This window comes from Gordonia oryzae (genome assembly GCF_003797185.1).
GTDB classification, from domain to species: domain Bacteria; phylum Actinomycetota; class Actinomycetes; order Mycobacteriales; family Mycobacteriaceae; genus Gordonia; species Gordonia oryzae.
Genome location: NZ_RKMH01000002.1, coordinates 66,954 through 86,944, shown reverse-complemented (window position 1 = coordinate 86,944; position 19,991 = coordinate 66,954). Strand labels below are relative to the sequence as shown.

Sequence of the window (19,991 nt, the reverse complement as noted above, 5' to 3'; positions counted from 1 at the left end):
CGCCCGTCTCAGAGTGTGCGCCATCTCGACATGCGTGTCGCCGAACGACCGCCGGGCTCCACCAACCCGGCCGCCTGCTCGTCGAAACCCTCGCCCCAACCGGCCTGATCGGTCCGGGCGAGGCCGCCGATTTCTACTACCGTACGTCGTTTGCCGTCGTCGGTGCCCGTCCGGTCCGGATCGGCCGGCACCAGGCGCACCCAGATCCGGCGTCGGCGCACCAGCAGCGACACCAGCAGACCGATCAGCATCGCCACCGCCGATGCCAGCACCCAGTCCTGGGCGGGGTCGTGCGAGACCTGCACCGACACCCAGCGCTGGTAGCCGTCAAAGCTGACGACGGTGCCGTCGGCCAGGGTCGTGCTGGCGCCCTTGGCGAGGTTCACCTGGGCCTGTCGCTGCAGCCTGCCCTGGTTGATGAGGCTCTGATCGAGCGAATAGGCGTTCTGCGGTAGGCCGGTGTCGAGTCCGGTATCGCCCTTGTAGATGCGGATCGCGACCTGCGGGTCGTTGGGCACCGGCGACGACGAACTGAGCAGGGTCCCTTGGTAATCCGCGGTCGGGGCGAACAGCCCCTCGATGGCGATCTGGTTCTTGCGGCGCACGTCCTCGTCGGGATAGAGCCCCGCCGGGGTATCGAACCGCACCGCGCCGGAGGAGAGCATCGTCTGCAACTCGTCGGGGATGAACAGGGCGGTCTGGGTGCGCTTCTCCCCGTTGGGGAAGGTGACGGTGAACGTGGGGGCGAATCCGTTGCCGAGGACGTAAACGCGGTCACCTGCGACCCGCAGCGGGTCGTTGACCCTCACCGACGTCTGATGCCAGTCCTCGGCGGAGGTGGCGGCGCCCTTGGTGTAGGACATCGTCGCGTTGTACATGTCGGGCTGACCGTTGGGCAGGAAGGTCGCCGAGAACGCATCAACCTTGAAGCAGAAGTGAGTGAGGTCGGTGCCGTCGACCATCGCGCCGGCCCGGAATGAGTCGTACACCGCCGTCGAGGTGTTGCACAGTCCCTCGCCGTCGGCGACGAGGGAGCGGGTGCCCTCGTAACCGTAGAGCTTACCGAGCGCGATCGACACCAACAGGGCGAGTAGGGCGAAATGGAAGACCAAGTTGCCGAACTCGCGCAAATACCCCTTCTCCGCGGACACCTCGACGACCTTGCCTGTTGCCGCGTCGTTACCGACGACGATGGTGCGGCGCCAGCCCCGCAGGTTCGTCGAGATCCGCTCGGCTATCTCTTCGGGATCACCGTCGACGGTGGTGGTGAGGTGACGCGGCAGGCGACTCAGATTCCGGGGCGCGGCAACAGGTTTGGCGCGCAGGCTCTTGGCGTGCTCAATCAGACGCGGGGTCAGGCAACCGACCAGCGACACAAACAACAGCACATAGATCGCGGTGAACCAGGCGCTGGAGAACACGTCGAACAGCTGCAGCTTGTCCATCCACGCGCCCAGGGTGCCGTGGTCGGCGATGTACTTCAGCGTCTTCTGCTCGTTGAGCTCGCGCTGTGGGAGCAGGGCGCCGGGGATCGCGGCGAGCGCGAGTAGGAACAACAGCACCAGCGCGGTGCGCATCGACGTCAGCGACCGCCACAGGTTGCGCAACGGCCACAGCACCCGACGCAGCAACCACTGCGGTCGGCGCGGCGGGCCGGGCCGGGCCGGGCGGTCGGCGAGCGCGGGGTCGGCGCGGGTCATACCGGCAACACCTGATCGGTGATGAAGGCGTCGCGCACCCAGACGATGAACTGATCCCACAGTCCGGTGACCAGCGCGATACCGACGAGGATCAACATGACACCTCCGAAGACCTGAATGGCGCGGGCATGATTGCGCAGCCAGCCAAGGCTGCGCAAGGCCCACGCCGAGGAGAACGCGAGGACCACGAACGGGATACCCAGACCCAGGCAGTACGCGATGATCAAGGTGACGCCTTTGGCGGCGGTCGCGCCCTCAGTACCCGACGCCGTGGCGATGACCGCGGCCAGCGTCGGGCCGAGACACGGGGTCCAGCCGAGCGCAAAGACAGCGCCGAGCAGCGGAGCACCGACGATGTTGGACACCATCCGCGGGGCCAGTCGCACCTCGCGCTGCATCATCGGGATCAGGCCGATGAACACCAGCCCCATCACGATGGTGACCACCCCGCCGATGCGTTGCAGCAGTTCGTGATTGACGATGACGGTGCTGGTGAAGCCGATCACCGTCGCGGTGGCGGCGACGAAGACGACAGTGAAACCGAGGACGAACAGCAGGGCGGCCATCGCGACGCGAGACCGACCGCGTTTGGCGGGTTCGCCGACGGTGACCGCGGGCGCCTCTGCACCGACGAGTCCGGCGAGGTACGACAGATAACCCGGGACCAGCGGCACCACACACGGTGAGGCGAACGACACCATCCCGGCCACCGCCGCCGCGGCCACCCCGAGCAGCAGCGGTCCGGAGGACACCGTGTCGGCGAAGGTCTGTCCGATACCACTCACCGGGGCACCTCGGCAGACGAGGGAGCAGCAGGCGTAGGGGTGGACGACGCGGACGCCGCGGGAGAGGTCGATGCCGAGGAACCACTGGGTGCCGGGTCCTCGGCGATCACCTTGCCGACCATCGCGCCGAGTTCGTCGGCGCTGACCGCGCGGAGGAACACCGCGGCCGGGCGATGTTGCCGGTCGAGCACGATGGTCGTCGGCACCACCGACGTGGGGGTCGTCAGCGCGGCCAGCGAGGCCCCGGCGAAGTCGTAGATCGACGGATACCCGACGTGTCGGTCGTCGACGAAATCCTGTGCCGATTGCCGATTGTCACGCAGATTGATACCGAGGAAATTGACGCCCTGGCTCTGGTATTGCTCAAAGACCTGCTCGAGCGCTGCGGCCTCACCGCGGCACGGGCCGCACCACGAGCCCCACACATTGATCACGACGGCTTTGTCAGCGAACTGGGGATCACTGAGCGACAACGGTTTTCCGGTCGTCAGGTTCTCGCCGGAGACATCGGCGATGTGTTTGCGGTCGGCCTGGTCGTAGATGATGACGGTCTGCCCTCCGGGCGAGACGAACTGAAAGGTGTCGCCCTGCGCGACCGCGTCGTCGCCGGTACCGCACGCGGTCAACGCCACCCCGAACGCCAGTGAGACCATCAGCGCGGCAACAATTCTCACGATCGATGCGTTTAGGACAAGTCGGGCGTGGCCTCGCGAGTGGTGCCGGTGACCTCGTTCCGACGGGGTCGGACACACGTCACGACCACCACGATCTCGCACCCTCACGCGTTCAACACTCTCCTGCTCAGGCCCCGGTCACGAGTGGATCCGAGGCACCGGCCGGCTCGGAATAGATGATGTCGACCAGGGCGTCGTCGTCGTAGATGAGGCTGGTCAACGACGCGAGCGAGCACTGGCGACGACGCGGATCATGCCAGAGCCGCTGACCCTCGAGGAAGCGGCGCAGCGTGTACACCGGCAGCTGATGACTCACGCAGAGGGCCTCGTGTCCGTGGGCGGCGTCGCGGGCCTTGCTGGCCGCGGCCAGCATCCGGTGCGCGAGCTGGATGTACGGCTCGCCCCAAGACGGGGTGAACGGGTCGCGCAGCTTGGGCCAGTGCCGAGGCTTGCGTAGCGCACCGTCGCCGACCGAGACCTTGAGTCCCTCGAAGATGTTGTCGGCCTCGATGAGCTCGTCGTTGGTGAGGATCGGCAGGTCGTGGGCGGCGGCAATCGGCCCGGCGGTCTCCTGTGCGCGCTGCAGCGGGGAGGCGAACACGGCGGTGATGTCATGGTCGGCCAGCGCGTCGGCGACCTTGCGGGCCTGCGCGCGACCGGTGTCGGAGAGATGGAAGCCGGGCAGCCGTCCGTAGAGGATGGCGTCGGGATTGTGCACCTCACCATGGCGCATCATGTGAACGATCGTGTGCATCAGCTCTCCCCGGGAGTGGGCGCGGTTGCCGCGGCCCGCGCAGCGGCCGGTAACGCGTCGGCAATTCGAGTGAAAGCATCCTCGTCCAGCGCCGCCGAGACAAACCAGGCCTCGAACGCGCTGGGCGGCGGGTACACACCGGCATCCAATAGCGCGTGGAAGAACGGCGCGAAACGCCAGGTCTGGGTGGCCTTCACACCCGCGTAGTCGATGATCCGGGTGTCGGCGGCCTCGTCTGTGGTGAAGAACACACTGAGCAGGTTGCCCGCCTTCTGGACGCGGTGGGCGACCCCGGCGGTCCGCAAGGCGTCGGTGAGCAGGCCGGCGAGTCGGTCGGCGTTGGCGTCGAGGGCCGAGTAGACGGCCGCGTCGGCAGTCCGCAGCGTGGCCAGGCCGGCGGCGACGGCCACCGGATTCCCCGATAACGTGCCCGCCTGATAGACGGGGCCGGTGGGCGCGAGGCGCTCCATGACATCAGCGCGACCACCGAAGGCCGCGGCGGGCAGGCCGCCGCTCATCACCTTGCCGAAGGTGTAGAGGTCTGCGCCGACACCCTCGAGCCCGAACCAACCAGCCGGGCTGACCCGAAATCCGGTCATCACCTCATCGATGATCAGCAGGGCGCCGTGGCGGCGGGTCAGCTCGCGCAGGCCGGCGTTGAAACCGTCAACCGGGGCGATGGCGCCCATGTTGCCCGCGGCGGCCTCGGTGATCACCGCGGCGATCTGGTCACCGAACTCTTCGAAGGCCTTCGCGACGGCCTTGAGGTCGTTGTAGGCAAGCACGAGGGTGTCGTGGGCGGCCGCGCCGGTAACGCCGGGGCTGGTCGGCAGGCCGAGGGTGGCCACGCCCGAGCCGGCGTCGGCGAGCAGTGCGTCGACATGGCCGTGGTAGCACCCGGAGAACTTGATGATCTTGGGGCGGCCGGTATAGCCGCGGGCCAGCCGGATCGCCGACATGGTCGCCTCGGTGCCGGAGTTCACCAGACGAACGCGCGCAACGGGGTCGACGCGGTCGATGATCTCCTCGGCCAGCTCGACCTCGGATTCGGTGGGCGCGCCGAACGACAGTCCGCCCGCTGCGGCCCGCTGCACGGCCTCGACGACGGCGGGGTGCGCGTGACCGAGGATCATCGGCCCCCACGACGACACCAGATCGACGTAGTCGTTGCCATCGACGTCGGTCAGAGTGCAGCCCGTGGCCGACGCGATGAACCGGGGATCACCGCCGACGGCGGAGAACGCACGCACCGGTGAGTTGACCCCACCGGGGATCGCATGTTGCGCCCGTTCGAACAGCTCACTGGACTTCACGGTGACGTCGGCGGATCTGCTCACGGCCCCCAGTGTTCCAAATGGCACCGAGTGAGAGAAATTCGGCCTGGTCAGGGTACTGACCGGTGTGCTCAGCGATCGAGCGCGGCCACGATCTGCGCCGCGATGGCCTCGTGACCGCGGGCGTTGGGATGCACCGTGATCCGCGCCGTGGTCCCCTCCTGCGGTTCGATCCAGCGAGCCGCGCCCGCGCACGCGTCGTGGCCCTGCGACACCTGCGACATGTCGACGAAGATGACACCGGTCCTCTCAGCGGCGCGATGCACGGCATCGTTGAGGTCGGCCTGCAGTCCACGCAGGTACGGCACGTCGCCGGGCGCGACGCGCATCGCGGGGTAGCAGCCCTGCGTGGGGGGCAGGATCCACGGATAGCCCACGATGACGACGCGGGCGTTCGGGGCGCGGGCACGAATCCGGGTGAGTCCGTCGACGAGGGCCGGATAGATCGTGGTGTCGATGGGTGCGGCCAACTCCGAGCCGTAACGATCCCGGCACGGCGAGCCCGCGGGGACGCCAGGACCGTCGGCGATCGCATCACCGCATGACCTGATCGCCCCGCCGAAGATGTTCTCGTCGTTGCCGCCGAGCATCAGTGTCACCAGCCGCGTCTGCGGCCCGAGTGCGTCGAGTTGTGGTGGTATGCCGAAGTACTGGCTGGTGGTGAGGTCTGCGGTGTCGGCGCCCGAGCAACTCACATCGGTCAGCGGCCATCGGCGTTGCGCGGCGACGAGGTGGGCGAAGTTGATCGCCGACCGCTGACACAGAAACGGCGAATCCGCTTGCACCGGAAGGACTCCGGCGCCCGCGGCGTAACTGTCGCCGAGACTGACATAGGGGGTCGCGGCCGGGGCAGTGCCGGTCGGACGCGGGGCCGACGACGGCGGCGCGGAAGATCCTTCGTCGGCGCCGCAGCCGACCACGAGGATCAGCAGTACCGCGAGCATCGCGGCGAGTACCGGGCGCCTCATGCGTCGGCCCCGAGCATCATCAGCAGCAGTTCGGCGCGGGTGCGGGCATCGGCGAGGTCGACGGCGAGCATGTCCTCGACGCGCTCGATCCGGCTGCGCAGGGTGTGTCGGTGCACGCCGAGTGCGCTGGCGGCACTCCCCCAGTTGCCGTTGGCCTCGAGATACACCAGCAAACTTCGATACAGCGCGGCGCCCTGGAAGCGATCGTGGTCGAGGATCGGCGCGAGACGCCGATCGTGGTTGTCGGCCAACGCTCGTCGCACCGGGTCGATGGACAGCAGCGACTGCACATCGTCGAGGTCGACGAGTTGGCCCACCGCGGCCGAGCGAGCGGCCAGCCGGGCCTGCGCCACCGACGTGGCGATGGCCGCAGTGCCGGGCGTCCCCGCCGCGTCGGCCAGGCGGACCGCCGGACCGATCCCGCCGCGCACCGTCGCAGCGGCCGCAAGCACGCTCAGCAAACCGATCGCCACGTCGACGGGGTCGTCGCCGCGCAGCAGGCTCACCACCTCCGTTCCGGCGCGGTGCACGAACACCGGGCGCCACCGGCGTTCGAGTTCGCCGGTCAGGCGCGCCTGCCCCCGCTCGGCATCGGCGTCACCGGCGAAGGTGAACACGACCGCCCGCACCGCGCCGTCGGGGCTCGCGGCGCGCCGCAACACCCGCAGCGCGGTGGGCCCGACCACCCCGTCAAGTGCCGATCCGAGCACGTCGGTATGCAGCAGGGCCATCTCCCGACGCACCTCGTGCGGTTTGGCGTATTCGATGGCCAGCAGTGAGGTGGCGTGGCCAACGAGCATCCGGCTGACCTCGTCGAGCGGCGCCCCGACGACGCCGAGGAATCCGAATGTTCTTGTCGACGAACCAATCCGGGTGACCATGAGGGTGACGTCGTCGGCAACGAACACCGCGCCCGCCGACGCCGGGTCGCGGGCGACGAGGGCACGGAGCCGAGCGAGATCGCGAGGTTCGGGCGGGGCGGGCGAGGACGCCACCTCTGCGTGGTTGGCGTCGAGGAGCAGCACGCGACGCTCGATCGCGTCGGCGAGTTCACCGACCACCGCAGCCGGACCACGCGCCACCGCGGCACGTGTCATGCGAGGTTGCGCACGGGTCGCCGACACCAGACGGGCCGAGCGGCCGGCCGCGATCTGATCAAGCAGAGCGCGCGTGATCGCCGAGAACGGGATGTGCAACGGAACCTCGAACAACGGAAGGCCCACCTCGTCGGCGGCACTGATCATCGCCTTCGGTATGGCGTCGAAGCCCAGGCCCACCCCGAAACCCAACGCGGCGACACCGACCTCGTCGAGGGAGCGGAGATAGCGTTGCTGCTCGGCGGGGTCCTCGGTAAGCCGCAGTCCGGTGGTCAGCAGCACCTCGCCGCCGACCATCCACTCGGCAGCAGTGATCAGCTCGGAGCTGACCGCACTGTCGATGGGTCGTTCGAGGCCCGCACCGCCGGCGTGCAGCACCAATTCGAGGCCGCGTTGGGCGATCAGCCAGCGAACGGACGTCGACACGCATTCACCGTACGCCCGGACTGGACATCATGGAGTGTCATCAGGAAATCGATGGACACATTGTCAGGCGCATGAACCGGGTCACAGGGCGAACACTGATGACCAGCAGCGCCCGGTGCGGCCGCGCACTCCTGCCCCCAACGAGCCCCACAACGAGCACGAGGTGACACCCGATGACCGCTTCCGCCACCGAAATCGTCTACCGCCTGCCCCAGGAGCGCCGGCTGGTGACCGACCTGCCGGGCCCGCGGTCGATAGAGCTGGGTGCTCGCCGCTCCGCCGCGGTGGCCGCCGGGGTCAGTTCGATCCTGCCCTCCTACGCCGCCGACGGTGACGGCGGCGTCCTCGTCGACGTCGACGGGAACTCGCTGATCGACCTCGGATCGGGTATCGCGGTCACCTCGGTGGGCTCGGCGAACCCCGCGGTGGCCGCGGCCGTCGGCGGCCAGGCCGCCCATCTCATCCACACCTGCTTCATGGTCGCGCCCTACGACAGCTACGTCGCGGTGGCCGAGAAACTCAACGCACTCACCCCCGGTGAGCACGACAAGCGCACCGCGCTGTTCAACTCGGGTGCCGAGGCCGTCGAGAACGCGGTGAAGATCGCGCGTCGGGCGACCGGGCGTGACGCGGTGGTCGCCTTCGACCACGCCTATCACGGCCGCACCAATCTGACAATGGCGTTGACCGCGAAGAACATGCCGTACAAGGCGCATTTCGGTCCGTTCACCCCCGAGGTGTACCGGATGCCGATGAGCTACCCGTTCCGTGACCAGTTCGGCTCGGACGGAAAAGCCGCCGCCGAACATGCGATCTCGGCGATGACGACACAGATCGGCCCCGACTCGCTCGCCGCCATCATCATCGAACCCATCCAGGGCGAGGGCGGATTCATCGTCCCCGCACCGGGATTCCTGACCACCCTGGCCCAGTGGTGCCGCGAGAACGGCGTCGTCTTCATCGCCGACGAGGTACAGGCCGGATTCGCCCGCACCGGAACGTGGTTCGCGTGTGAGGAGGAGGGCGTCGTCCCCGACCTGATCACCATGGCCAAGGGCATCGCCGGCGGCATGCCGCTATCGGCGGTGACCGGCCGCGCCGAACTGCTCGACGCCGTGCATGCCAGCGGCCTCGGCGGCACCTACGGCGGAAACCCGGTTGCGTGCGCCGCGGCCCTCGCCGCGATCGAGCAGATGGAAACCCTCGATCTGGCCGGGCGCGCCCGACACATCGGTGAGACCATTACCTCCGTACTCTCCGAGACGGCCGATGAGCTTGCCGCGCAGGGCAAGCCGGTGATCGGCGAGATTCGCGGGCGGGGCGCCATGATGGCGATCGAACTGGTCCGCCCCGGAGGGCGGGAGGCAGACCCGGCGCTCACCAAGGCGGTCGCCGCGGCATGTCACGCCCAGGGCGTCATCGTCCTGACCTGTGGCACCTACGGCAATGTCATCCGGCTGCTGCCACCGCTGGTGATCGGCGACGACCTGCTCCGTGAGGGTCTCGGCGTGCTGAGTGACGCCATCACGTCCCTCGCCTGATCACAACCCGCCCAATCACCCCCAACCGTCCACATCCGAAAACCGCTGCGAGACAAAGGACACCGTATGCACCCGCTCGATCCACTCTCCGCCAACGAATTCCGGGCCGTCTCTGCGGTTCTCTCGCGCGATCAGGGCGTCGGCGACGGATGGCGGTACGCCTCCATCGAGCTCGCCGAGCCAGGTAAGGCCGAGCTCGCCGCGTACGAGGCCGACGGCACCGTCCCCGTACGACGGGCGATCGTCATCTGTCTCAACAGTTCCGAGAACCTGACGTACAAGTCGGTGGTACGTCTGTCCGACGAGACCGTCGAATCGTTCGATCTGGTCCCGGACGTGCAGGCGAACTTCACCGTCGACGAGTTCGAGGAGTGCGATCGGGTGTTGCGAGCGCACCCGCAGGTGCAGGCGGCGCTCGCACGACGCGGGATCACCGACCTCGACCTGGTCTTCATGGACACCTGGACCTACGGCGGCGCGCTGATCCCCGAGGAGTTCAAGGGACGCCGCCTGGGCTGGTCGGACACCTGGGTGAAAAACGCCGAAGGCGCCAATCCGTACGCGAATCCCGTGTCGGGGCTGCACTGTGTGATCGACGTGAACACGATGGAGTTGCTGCGGATAGAAGATGCGGCCGCCGCTGGCGCGACAGATGACTCGGGTGGCTTCGAGCGTCCGCAGGTGATGGGCGAGTACGTGCCGCGCCATATCCCGCAACGCATCCGCGATACCTTCACACGCCCGCCGCTCAAGCCACTGGAGATCACCCAGCCCGAGGGACCGTCGTTCACCCTCGACGGCAACCGGGTGACGTGGCAGAACTGGTCGCTGCGAGTGGGTTTCAACTACCGGGAAGGCATGACCCTACACTCGGTGACCTACAACGACGCCGGACGCGAGCGGTCGGTGGCGCATCGCATGTCGTTCGCCGAGATGGTGGTGCCCTACCGCGATCACTGCGAGGACCATTACCGCCGTACCGCTTTCGATATCGGCGAATGGGGTCTGGGATTCATGACGACCTCACTCGAACTCGGCTGCGACTGCCTCGGCGAGATCCGCTACCTCGATGCGGTGTTGCATGACAGCGCCGGCGAGCCCTACACCATCACCAATGCCATCTGCATCCACGAGGAGGACAACGCCGTCCTCTGGAAACACGTCGATCACGACGCCGGCGCCGAGGTCCGACGCATGCGGCGGCTCACGGTCAGTTTCCATGTGACCGTTGCCAATTACGAATACCTGGTGTACTGGCGGTTCTACCAGGACGGCAACATCGAGTGCGAGGTCCGCGCCACCGGCATCATGGTGACCACACCGATGGCGCCCGGGGTGACCAGCAATCCGCACGGCACCGTCATCGACGATCGTACGTATGCACCGTTTCACCAGCACTTCCTCGTCGCGCGGCTCGACCTCGACATCGACGGCACCGAGAACACCGTGTTCGCCTCGGAGACCGTCGCCGAGCCGATGGGCCCGGATAATCCACTCGGACTGTCACTGACGCAACGTAATACGGCGCTACGCACCGAAAAGGAGGGCATGCAGGACCCCGACTTCGCGACGCAGAAGAGCTGGAAGATCGTCAACACAAACCGCACCACCGAGCTCGGGCACCATCCGGCTTACAAGCTGTCCCCGACCGGCGCGTTTCCGGCGATGTTCGACCCCGCCTCGCCGGTCTTCCAGCGCGCCACCGTCATCGGCCACACCCTCTGGGTAACACCGAACAATGCCGATGAGCGCTGGCCTGCCGGCGAATTCGTGAACCAGTCCGAGCGCGACACAGGTATGGCGGAATGGACCAAGAACAACCGGTCGATCGAGAACACCGACGTCGTTCTCTGGTATGTCTTCGGCATCCACCACATCACCCGTCCCGAGGACTGGCCGGTCATGCCTGCCGACATGGTCTCGTTCTGGCTCAAGCCTTTCGGATTCTTCGACCGCAACCCGGCACTCGACGTCGAACCGTCGCCGTCGGCGCACTGTCACGCATCCAACGCCGAGCACCACTGAATCGGCGAACCACACCGAACCCCCCGAGCGCACCGCGTAACGCAGCGAGAGGACCTTTCATGAGCGCCACCGAGATCATCGACACCCAGGCCGTTCTCGACGGCGTACCCACCGGCTTGTGGATCGGCGGGGAGTCGGTCGAGGCGTCGGATTCGGGTACGTTCACCGTCGACGATCCGGCAACCGAGCAACCGTTGACCCACGTTGCCGACGCCACCGTCGAGGACGCGCGTCGCGCCCTGGACGTGGCAACCTCGGTCGCCGATGACTGGGCGGCGACCCCGGCCCGCGAACGCGGCGAGATCCTGCGTCGCGCTTTCGGCCTCGTTGCCGACCGCACCGACGATCTCGCGATGCTGATGACCCTCGAACTCGGCCGCGCCCTGCCCGATAGCCTGGCCGAGGCGCGCTACGGCAACGAGTTCCTGCGGTGGTTCGCCGAGGAGGCGGTACGTATCGACGGCAGATTCACCCAGTCTCCTGCGGGGACCGGCCGGATCGTCGTGACCCATGCCCCGGTCGGGCCGTGCCTGGCGATCACACCGTGGAATTTCCCGCTGGCCATGGGAACGCGCAAGATTGGTCCCGCGCTGGCCGCGGGCAATGTCATGCTGGTCAAGCCTGCCCACGAGACGCCGTTGACAATGCTGGCGCTCGCCGAGATCTTCGCCGAGGCCGGACTGCCCGCGGGCGTGCTATCGGTGCTCCCGACGACGCGGGCGCGGGAAGTGGCGTCGGCGATCATCGGCGACGACCGGATTCGCAAGATCAGCTTCACCGGCTCGACCCCGGTCGGCAAGAATCTACTCGGCCAGGCCGCCGAGCGGGTGCAGCGCACATCAATGGAACTCGGCGGCAACGCGCCGTTCGTCGTGTTCGACGACGCCGATGTCGACAAGGCCGTCGACGGCGCCTTCCTGGCCAAGATGCGTAACGGTGGCGAGGCATGCACCGCGGCCAATCGCTTCCTGGTGCAGTCCGGAGTGGTCGAGGAGTTCACCGAGAAACTCGTCGAGAAGATGTCAGCGGTTCGGCTCGGACCTGGGTACGACGACGGCGTGACCCTCGGCCCGCTGGTCAGCGCGGCGCAGCGCGACAAGGTTGCCGAGGCCGTGGAGACCGCCGTCGCGCACGGCGGCCGGGTTCGCTTGGGCGGCAAGGCCCCCGGCGGAAAGGGCTTCTTCTATCCGGCCACCGTCGTCGACAACGTCGACGCGTACGCGCCGGTCACCCGCGGCGAGATCTTTGGTCCGGTGGCCGTGATCAGTTCCTTCGACTCCGAGGACGAGGCGATCAAGGCCGCCAACTCCACCGAATTCGGCTTGGCGGCATACTTCTTCACCCGCGACCTGGATCGGGCGCTGCGCGTGTCGACGGCGCTGGACTCCGGCATGGTGGGTGTGAATCGCGGAGTGATCTCCGATGTCGCAGCACCGTTCGGCGGCGTCAAGGAGTCCGGTATCGGCCGCGAGGGCGGCTCGGAGGGCATCGAGGAGTACCTGACGGTCAAGTACGTCGCATTCACTTGATCCGCGCGAAGCGATCATTCGAGGCCGAAGAGACAATTGGCGCAGCTAATATTCTGCGCTTTGCTACGTCGCATGGGGCTTCGTTGCATGGGGCTTCGTTGCATGGGGCTTCGGGTGATGGCAGCGATCGTGGCCGTGGTTCTCGCGGTGATCCTCGGCGGCCTGGTGTCGTCGCCGGCGCGCGCGGACAACGGCTCCTCGGATTGGGGCAGCTCGGGTCTGGGCAGCTCGGATCTACTTCTCCCCCACCAGCCTGTTCCTGTGGCGGAGTCCGCCGACCCGTTACATCGTCGTCCTGGGCGCCAAGATGGGAACCTTCGGTCAGACGCCGACGATCCTGAATGAGCACCTCGACACAGCGCGGTCTTGGCTCGATCGCATCCGTTCAATCGGGTCATCGTCTCCGGCGGCGATACCTGGTGGCTGCTGGTGTCGGGGGCGCAGTTCAGGAATCTCGGGCTGGTGCGGCGCGGCGTGCCGATGTGGCAGATGGTCAACGAGCGCGCAGCTCCACCGACACCGTGGAGAACGCCACCTACACCGTCGCCATGCTCAAGGCCATGGGCGCCACCGGAGCACTGATCGTGACCAACGCGTTCCACATGCCCAGGGCCATAGGCGATTTCCGGGGGCCGTGGCCAAACAACACGCCGCTCGACAATTCCAGCCGAGCCACGCCTGATCGTCTTTCGCCGACCGGGCGCTCACACCCGTCGATTGGGCGCTGTCGGCATCGTCGAAGAACAGTTCGCTCGAACTCTCCTGCGGCGACTTCGAGCGTGAACCAGGAGAGAGCGTCCGCCCACACGCCGACAGCGCCCGGCAAAGCGCTACCACAGCGCAGATGGGCGCTGTCGGCGTTATGGCGGGCGCTGTCGGCGGGCTGGCGGGCGCTCTCGGCGGGCTGGCGGGCGCTGTCGGCGGGCTGGCGGGCGCTGTCGGCGGGTTGGCGGGCTGGCGGGCCGGACGGGCTCAGCGCAGCAGTGCGCGACTCATCACGACGCGCTGAATCTGGTTGGTGCCCTCATAGATCTGGGTGATCTTGGCATCGCGCATCATCCGCTCGACCGGAAAATCACGGGTGTAGCCGGCGCCACCGAAGAGCTGCACGGCGTCGGTGGTGACCTCCATGGCGACATCGGAGGCAAAACACTTCGACGCCGAGCTGATGAAGCCGAGGTTCTTCTCGCCTCGCTCAGCGCGGGCGGCGGAGGTGTAGACCATCAGCCGGGCGGCCTCGACCTTCATCGCCATGTCGGCGATCATGAACTCCACCCCTTGGAACGAGCTGATCGGCTTGCCGAATTGCTTGCGGTCCTTGACGTAGGCGATGGCCTTGTCGAGCGCACCCTGCGCGATGCCGACGGCCTGCGCACCGATGGTCGGGCGGGTGTGATCGAGGGTCTGCAGCGCGGTCTTGAAGCCGGTGCCCTCGTCGCCGATGATCCGGTCCTCGGGAATGGTGCAGTCCTCGAAATACAGTTCGGCAGTGGGCGATCCCTTGATGCCGAGCTTCTTCTCGAGCGGGCCGACGGTGAAGCCCGGGTCGTCCTCGTGGACCATGAAGGCCGAGATGCCGTTGGCCTTCTTCTCGGGGTCGGTGACCGCCATGACGGTGTACCAGGATGACTTGCCGCCGTTGGTGATCCAACACTTTGAGCCGTTGAGTACCCAGTTGCCGCCGTCCTTGCGGGCACGGGTCTTCATCGACGCCGCATCAGAGCCGGCCTCACGCTCGGAGAGGGCGTAGGACGCCATCGCCTCACCGGCGGCGATCGACGGCAACACCTTGGCCTTGAGCTCGTCGGAACCGTTGAGGATCAGACCCATGGTGCCGAGCTTGTTGACGGCCGGGATCAGCGACGACGACGCACACACGCGCGCGACCTCCTCGATCACGATGCAGGCGGCGACGGAGTCAGCTCCTTGTCCGTCGTACTCCTCGGGGACGTGGATGGCATTGAATCCGCTGGCGACGAGCGCGTCGAGGGCTTCTTGCGGGAAGCGCGCATTCTCGTCCACGTCGGCGGCGTGCGGCTCGATCTCCTTCTCGGCGAGCGCACGGATCGCCTCGCGGAGCGCGACGTGCTCCTCAGGCAGTTCGAAGACGTTGAATCGGGGGTTTCCAAAGGCCATGAGGGCTCCTTCTCGATGCGCGCGGAGTGCTGCGCGACGGTGATCGATGCTCGTCGGGTACCGGTCGTGCGACGGATGCGGGCAGCACAGACGACGACACTGAGTGCCAGGATACTCCGTCGGCGATGCAGATGTCGACACTACGTGCCACTCGCGTGTAGGGAGAGTGTCGGTGGAGTGCCGTCATGCCTGGCGAGATCGGTGGGCCCGGATCTCCTCGGCGACCGCGCGGGCGATCTGATCGGCATCCGCGTCACTCGGGTGCGTAACGACGGTGATCGCGGTCGCGGCGTGCTCGTCACCACCGGCATCGGCACCCAGTGCCAGCCGGATGCGTCGGAGTTCGCGGCGGAGCGTGGTCACCGTGGCGTCGGCGTCGCCGCGGATCATCGACCGCAGCAGGTAGTTGTGCACCGAGGTCACCGCGGCGGCGAAGGCGACGATGCGCTCGGGCGACTCGTCGGGCAGGCGCCGACGCAGGAACTCCTCGAAGACCCGCTGGTAGCGGTAGGTGGTGACGAGCTCGCGGTCGCGCAGTGCCGGCACCCGGGTGACGACGTGAAGCCGCCGGACGGCCAGGTTACGGCTGGCGAGGAAGTGCGTGAAAACGATCTCGGCGGCATCACAGACGTCCGTCCACGGGTCCGGGCCGTCAGCCGCCTCGTCCGGCGCGAACTCGTCGGCACCGAGACGCTCGGCGACCTGGGCGATCAACGCCTCATGATCGGCGAAGATCATGTCCTCCTTGGAGCGGAACTGCCGGAACAGCGTTCGTCGGGAGACCCCGGCGTCCGCGGCGATCTGATCGACGGTCGTCGACTCGTACCCGTACTCACTGAAGAGCCGGATCGACGCCGCGACGACCTGGGTGCGCAGATCAACCGGATCGACAGTCGTGTCACTCGGTGCCATCTGTTCAGTATGGCGCGCGATGCCGCCCGAGCGACAGTCGGCGGCTTGCGGAAGCGGAAGCCACCGGTACCATCTTTCCCATGTCGAATCCTGCGTCCGTCGTGCAGAATCCCGGGCAGTGGGGTACGCCGACGATCCCGGCCAACCCGTCGACCATGGCGCCGCCCACCTTCCACGCGACGATTCGGGCGGACACACGGCTGCTCCGGCGCATGACGCGGGCGACCCTACTGACCCAAAGGCGCTGCAACCTGCTGGCGGGCCTGGCGTTCGCGATGCTGATCGTGCAGATCGGCCTCGCCATCGCGCTCCCGGCTTCGTCGAACCCGCTGGGATTGGCTCCCATGCTCGTCGTGGCCATCGTCATCGTGCTCTTGGGGCCGGGGGCGAGGTGGCGGCGAATGCTCCCCGATGGCTCCGCGCTGTCGTCGGAGATCACGCACAGCCGGATACTCGTGGACTATGCAGGCCTGATCAACGGTGTACACATGACACAGATCAGCGACGTCACCTATCGCTGCGGCATCGTCGTGCTGCGCACCGATCGCGGACTTCGGTTGACCGTGCCGGTGGAGCTGCTGCCCCCGCATCTGGCGACGCAGTGGACTTCCAGCGCCCGGTGAGGTCGGGCGCGGCAGCGTCATTCGGACCGCTGACCGGGGCGGCTTTTCGGGACGGAATGCTGTCCAATCGTGATGTGGCCCAGCAGTTCTTACCGTCGTCGTTTTCTTCGCCGCTCTCACCGACCGTACCCCCTCCGTACGTGGGGGCCGGACCCGACGGGGTGCTGCGCACAGAACTGATCGCCGACGACGCACTCGGTCCCCGACTGTGCCGGGACGCCCTGCTCACGCCGGGATGGATGCTGCGGCAATCATTGCCCGCCGCCCTCGGCGCGCTCGTCGCCGCAGTCGCCGCATCCTGCACCGACTCCTGGCCGCTGGCGGTGGTCACGGTGGTCGTGGTCCTCGGGCTGGTCCTGCTCGCCCAGGCCACGATGCTCACACTGGGCATCGTGCTGAGTCAACGCCGGATGCGTCGCATCATGCCCGCCGGGACACCGGTGGGCGGGGATTTCACCCCTTCGTGGATCGGGCACCGGGTGGGAGCGACCTACTCGCAGATTCCGCTCGAGCGGTTCGATCGGGTCGTGGTCAACTCGCGAGTGGTGCTGCTCTGCACGGGTCGGCGCACCGTCGTGTTATTGCCGCGAGAACTGGTGCCGCCGCAGGTGATCGCCGATTACCAGACCCGTTACGGGCGACGCGGACTCCGGCGCCGATGACCGCGATGCTCGGTCGTGTTGGGCGTCTTGACGCACCTCGAATTGGAGAACCTTGCCGGTCGAGGTGCGCGGTAGCTCGTCGGCAAAGACGATGTCGCGCGGCACCTTATAGCCGGCCGGCAGGGTGCGGGCGTGGTCGATGAGATCCTCGGCGCTCGGTTGCGCCCCGGGGTTGAGTAGGACGTAGGCGCGCGGGCGCTCACCTCACTTCTCGTCGGGACGCCGATGACGGCGACGTCGAGGACCGAATCATGGCTCACCAGAGCCTGTTCGACCTCAATGGTGGAGATGTTCTCGCCGCCGGAGATGATGTTGTCCTTGGTTCGATGTCCTTGGCTCGATGTCCTTGGCTCGATCGCGCAGTTGGACGTACCCGTCGGGATGCATCACCCCGAGATCGCCGGTGTGAAACCAGCCACCGGCGAACGCCTCTCGGGTTGCGGTCGGTGAGCGCCGACCGGGCACTGCACGGCACCGGTGCCCCGACCACTCCCGCCCGGCCTTCTGCTGTACCGACTCCTGCGGCGAGCGACCCGGCCAGCATTCCGAGGCAGGTGGCCGCCGACCTCGCCCGCGGGACACCCGCGGCGGCGGTGACCACCGTCGTCGACGGCGTCCGCGCGGCGTTGCGCCCACCTGCCGCACCCGGTGCTGCGGGCGGTAGGCATCGGATGCCGGAGCCGACCACGCCACCCGCGCACGCCGTCGGCGCGTGAGATCGCACACCAAACCACCCAACTCGGCCGCGCGGGGTCCGTACCGTAGAGCCATGTCCACACCAACGGAATCGCCGACCGCGAACGCCGACGGCACCACGAGCAGTCGCAGCACCGCGGCGTCGCCGGACGTCGACGTCTCGGGCCGTGAGGAATCGACCGAATTCGATCAGGCCACCCGAGAGTTGCTCGTCGATGGCCTACGACGCACGCTCGACGGCCGTTGGCGGGCTACCCGCGACAGTGTGCGCGAACGCGCCAACCGTTCCGACCTGCTACCCGACCCGTCCCGCACACTCGATGAGGCCCGCGCCCGTGTTCTCGAGGAGATGCGCGAACTGTCCTCGCAGGGATTCGCGGCGGCCGGTTTCGCGAGCGATCACGGCGGCACCGGAGACGTGGGCGCGTCGATCACCGCCATCGAGATGCTCGGCTACGCCGATCTGTCGCTGATGGTGAAGGCCGGAGTGCAATGGGGACTGTTCGGCGGGGCCGTGGAGAACCTCGGCACCCAGCGCCACCACGACCGCTACGTCTCCGACATCATCAGCCTCGATCTGCTCGGCTGCTTCGCGATGACCGAAACCGGCCACGGCTCGAACGTGCAGGCGTTGGAGACGACGGCCACCTACGACCCGCAAACGCAGGAGTTCGTCATCGACTCCCCCACCCCGTCGGCTCGCAAGGACTACATCGGCGGTGCCGCACAGCATGCGCGGGTGGCCGCGGTCTTCGCCCAGCTGATCACCGCCGGGCCGGGCCAGGAGCCAGAAAGCCATGGGGTGCACTGCTTTGTGGTGCCGATCCGCGACGACAACGGCGATGACCTGCCGGGTGTGACGACCAGCGACTGCGGATACAAGGGCGGACTCGCCGGCGTCGACAACGGCCGCATCCTATTCGACCACGTCCGGATTCCCGCGGAGAACCTCCTCAACCGCTACGCCGACGTCGATGCCGACGGCACCTACCGTTCCCACATCGAGAACCCGAATCGGCGGTTCTTCACCATGCTCGGCACCCTGATCCGGGGTCGGGTCTCGGTGGCGGCGACCGCAGGCGCGGCCGGACGCAAGGCACTGGCGCTCGCCACGAAGTACGGGACGGTCCGCAAACAGTTCGAGGCACCGGGCGCCGACGACGAGATCACCGTGCTCGACTATCTGGGCCACCAGCGAAAGCTATTGCCGCTCATTGCGAAATCGTATGCCATGACGTGCACACAGAACGAGCTGGTCGCCGAGCTGCACGAGGTACAGTCGGCCGCGCCCGACGATTCCGACGCCGGACGTCAGCGTCAGCTCGAGAGTTCAGCGGCCGGGTTGAAGGCCTACGCCACCTGGCACGCATCCCACGCGATCAACGTCAGCCGCGAAGCCTGCGGCGGCGCAGGCTACCTCGACGAGAACCAGCTCTCGATCATGCGCGGTGACATCGACGTGTTCACCACCTTCGAGGGTGACAACACTGTCCTCACCCAGTTGGTCGCCAAGGAGTTGCTCTCCGCCTACGCCGACGACGTGCAGGGCCTCTCGGCCGGCGGGTGGGTGCGATTCATCGCCGGTATGGCGCGCGACGTCGTCGTCGAGAAAACCGCTGCGCGACAAGTGATCCAAACCCTGCTGGAGAGTTCCGACGAGGACACCGAGAAGTCGACGCTGACCGATCGCGGCACGCAGATCCGCTTGTTCCGCAACCGTGAGGATCATCTCGTCCGCACCTGTGCGCAGCGGCTACGGCGGGCCACCGACGACGACAACGACGCCTTCGAGGTATTCAACAACGCCCAGGATCATCTGCTGAAGGTCGGCCGGGTACACACCGAGCGAGTAGTGCTCGAATCGTTCATCGAGGCGATCAACGACTGCGACTCGAAGGCCGCCGCCGAACTGCTCGGCAAGGTGTGTGATCTGTTCGTGTACTCGGCACTCGAGGACGATCTCGCGTGGTTCCTCATGCACCGACACGTGTCGGTGGAGCGCGCCAAGGCGATCCGGCGCGGGGTCAACGAACTATGTCGTGAATTGCGGCCCTACGCAGACGTTCTCGTCGATGCCTTCGGCATCCCGGAGAACCTCATGGTGGCGCCGATGATCGAGAACGGGTAGC

The 19,991-nt window shown here is 67.3% G+C and carries 17 protein-coding genes and 1 pseudogene; 8 read left to right on the top strand and 10 right to left on the bottom strand.

Annotated elements, in window-relative coordinates; genetic code table 11:
• Window positions 1–8: 8 nt before the first annotated feature.
• The 7 genes from resB to EF294_RS02340 all read right to left on the bottom strand — a co-directional run bounded on the left by resB (window position 9) and on the right by EF294_RS02340 (window position 7,738).
• Entirely contained in the window at window positions 9–1,700 is a 1,692-nt protein-coding gene (gene resB, locus EF294_RS02370) for a cytochrome c biogenesis protein ResB (protein ID WP_123925411.1), read from the bottom strand.
• On the bottom strand, window positions 1,697–2,485 hold the full coding sequence (locus tag EF294_RS02365) for a cytochrome c biogenesis CcdA family protein (protein ID WP_123925410.1): 789 nt from the start codon (window positions 2,483–2,485) through the stop codon (window positions 1,697–1,699). Before EF294_RS02365 ends, resB begins: the two co-directional genes overlap by 4 nt.
• The gene (locus EF294_RS02360; protein ID WP_246007665.1) at window positions 2,482–3,138 is read right to left on the bottom strand and encodes a TlpA family protein disulfide reductase; all 657 of its coding nucleotides are present in this window, start codon (window positions 3,136–3,138) and stop codon (window positions 2,482–2,484) included. The genes EF294_RS02365 and EF294_RS02360 overlap by 4 nt, the downstream gene beginning before the upstream one ends.
• A 148-nt stretch (window positions 3,139–3,286) precedes the next feature.
• A complete protein-coding gene (locus tag EF294_RS02355) occupies window positions 3,287–3,913 on the bottom strand; it encodes a histidine phosphatase family protein (protein WP_123925408.1) in 627 nt (208 codons plus the stop codon).
• Window positions 3,913–5,250, bottom strand: a complete 1,338-nt coding sequence (hemL, locus tag EF294_RS02350) for a glutamate-1-semialdehyde 2,1-aminomutase (RefSeq protein WP_123925407.1) — start codon at window positions 5,248–5,250, stop codon at window positions 3,913–3,915. The genes EF294_RS02355 and hemL overlap by 1 nt, the downstream gene beginning before the upstream one ends.
• A 68-nt stretch (window positions 5,251–5,318) precedes the next feature.
• Window positions 5,319–6,215 carry an SGNH/GDSL hydrolase family protein gene (locus tag EF294_RS02345; RefSeq protein WP_123925406.1) on the bottom strand — a complete coding sequence of 299 codons (897 nt, stop codon included), beginning with the start codon at window positions 6,213–6,215 and terminating at the stop codon, window positions 5,319–5,321.
• A complete protein-coding gene (locus EF294_RS02340; RefSeq protein WP_123925405.1) occupies window positions 6,212–7,738 on the bottom strand; it encodes a PucR family transcriptional regulator in 1,527 nt (508 codons plus the stop codon). The genes EF294_RS02345 and EF294_RS02340 overlap by 4 nt, the downstream gene beginning before the upstream one ends.
• Window positions 7,739–7,911: 173 nt before the next feature.
• On the opposite strand from EF294_RS02340, the gene gabT reads away from it, so the two are divergent.
• The 4 genes from gabT (at window position 7,912) to EF294_RS22840 (ending at window position 13,873) form a co-directional block, all read left to right on the top strand.
• Complete coding sequence (gene gabT, locus EF294_RS02335) at window positions 7,912–9,279, top strand: 4-aminobutyrate--2-oxoglutarate transaminase (RefSeq protein ID WP_123925404.1); 1,368 nt, start codon at window positions 7,912–7,914, stop codon at window positions 9,277–9,279.
• 66 nt (window positions 9,280–9,345) lie between these two features.
• On the top strand, window positions 9,346–11,304 hold the full coding sequence (locus EF294_RS02330; RefSeq protein ID WP_123925403.1) for a primary-amine oxidase: 1,959 nt from the start codon (window positions 9,346–9,348) through the stop codon (window positions 11,302–11,304).
• Between the two features lie 59 nt (window positions 11,305–11,363).
• Window positions 11,364–12,833, top strand: coding sequence for an NAD-dependent succinate-semialdehyde dehydrogenase (locus EF294_RS02325; protein ID WP_123925402.1), 1,470 nt, complete (start codon window positions 11,364–11,366; stop codon window positions 12,831–12,833).
• Between the two features lie 341 nt (window positions 12,834–13,174).
• Entirely contained in the window at window positions 13,175–13,873 is a 699-nt protein-coding gene (locus tag EF294_RS22840) for a YdcF family protein (protein WP_123925401.1), read from the top strand.
• Here the strand turns inward: EF294_RS22840 and EF294_RS02315 are convergent.
• Both EF294_RS02315 and EF294_RS02310 read right to left on the bottom strand, forming a co-directional pair.
• Window positions 13,806–14,969 carry an acyl-CoA dehydrogenase gene (locus EF294_RS02315; RefSeq protein ID WP_123925400.1) on the bottom strand — a complete coding sequence of 388 codons (1,164 nt, stop codon included), beginning with the start codon at window positions 14,967–14,969 and terminating at the stop codon, window positions 13,806–13,808. The two genes, EF294_RS22840 and EF294_RS02315, sit on opposite strands and share 68 nt — an antisense overlap.
• Before the next feature lie 183 nt (window positions 14,970–15,152).
• Entirely contained in the window at window positions 15,153–15,881 is a 729-nt protein-coding gene (locus tag EF294_RS02310; protein ID WP_123925399.1) for a TetR/AcrR family transcriptional regulator, read from the bottom strand.
• 80 nt (window positions 15,882–15,961) lie between these two features.
• On the opposite strand from EF294_RS02310, the gene EF294_RS02305 reads away from it, so the two are divergent.
• Both EF294_RS02305 and EF294_RS02300 read left to right on the top strand, forming a co-directional pair.
• Window positions 15,962–16,504, top strand: a complete 543-nt coding sequence (locus EF294_RS02305; RefSeq protein ID WP_123925398.1) for a hypothetical protein — start codon at window positions 15,962–15,964, stop codon at window positions 16,502–16,504.
• Between the two features lie 74 nt (window positions 16,505–16,578).
• On the top strand, window positions 16,579–17,166 hold the full coding sequence (locus EF294_RS02300) for a hypothetical protein (protein WP_246007631.1): 588 nt from the start codon (window positions 16,579–16,581) through the stop codon (window positions 17,164–17,166).
• A 21-nt stretch (window positions 17,167–17,187) separates the two neighbouring features.
• On the opposite strand, the pseudogene EF294_RS02295 reads toward EF294_RS02300, so the two are convergent.
• Window positions 17,188–17,619 (bottom strand): annotated as a pseudogene (locus tag EF294_RS02295) (AMP-binding enzyme); the annotation flags it as partial.
• On the opposite strand from EF294_RS02295, the gene EF294_RS02290 reads away from it, so the two are divergent.
• The gene (locus tag EF294_RS02290; protein ID WP_246007630.1) at window positions 17,613–17,882 is read left to right on the top strand and encodes a hypothetical protein; all 270 of its coding nucleotides are present in this window, start codon (window positions 17,613–17,615) and stop codon (window positions 17,880–17,882) included. The pseudogene EF294_RS02295 and the gene EF294_RS02290 overlap by 7 nt on opposite strands.
• A 53-nt stretch (window positions 17,883–17,935) precedes the next feature.
• Window positions 17,936–19,990 (top strand): acyl-CoA dehydrogenase family protein, encoded by a 2,055-nt coding sequence (locus EF294_RS02285; protein ID WP_123925397.1) that lies wholly within the window; start codon window positions 17,936–17,938, stop codon window positions 19,988–19,990.
• Window position 19,991: the final 1 nt, after the last annotated feature.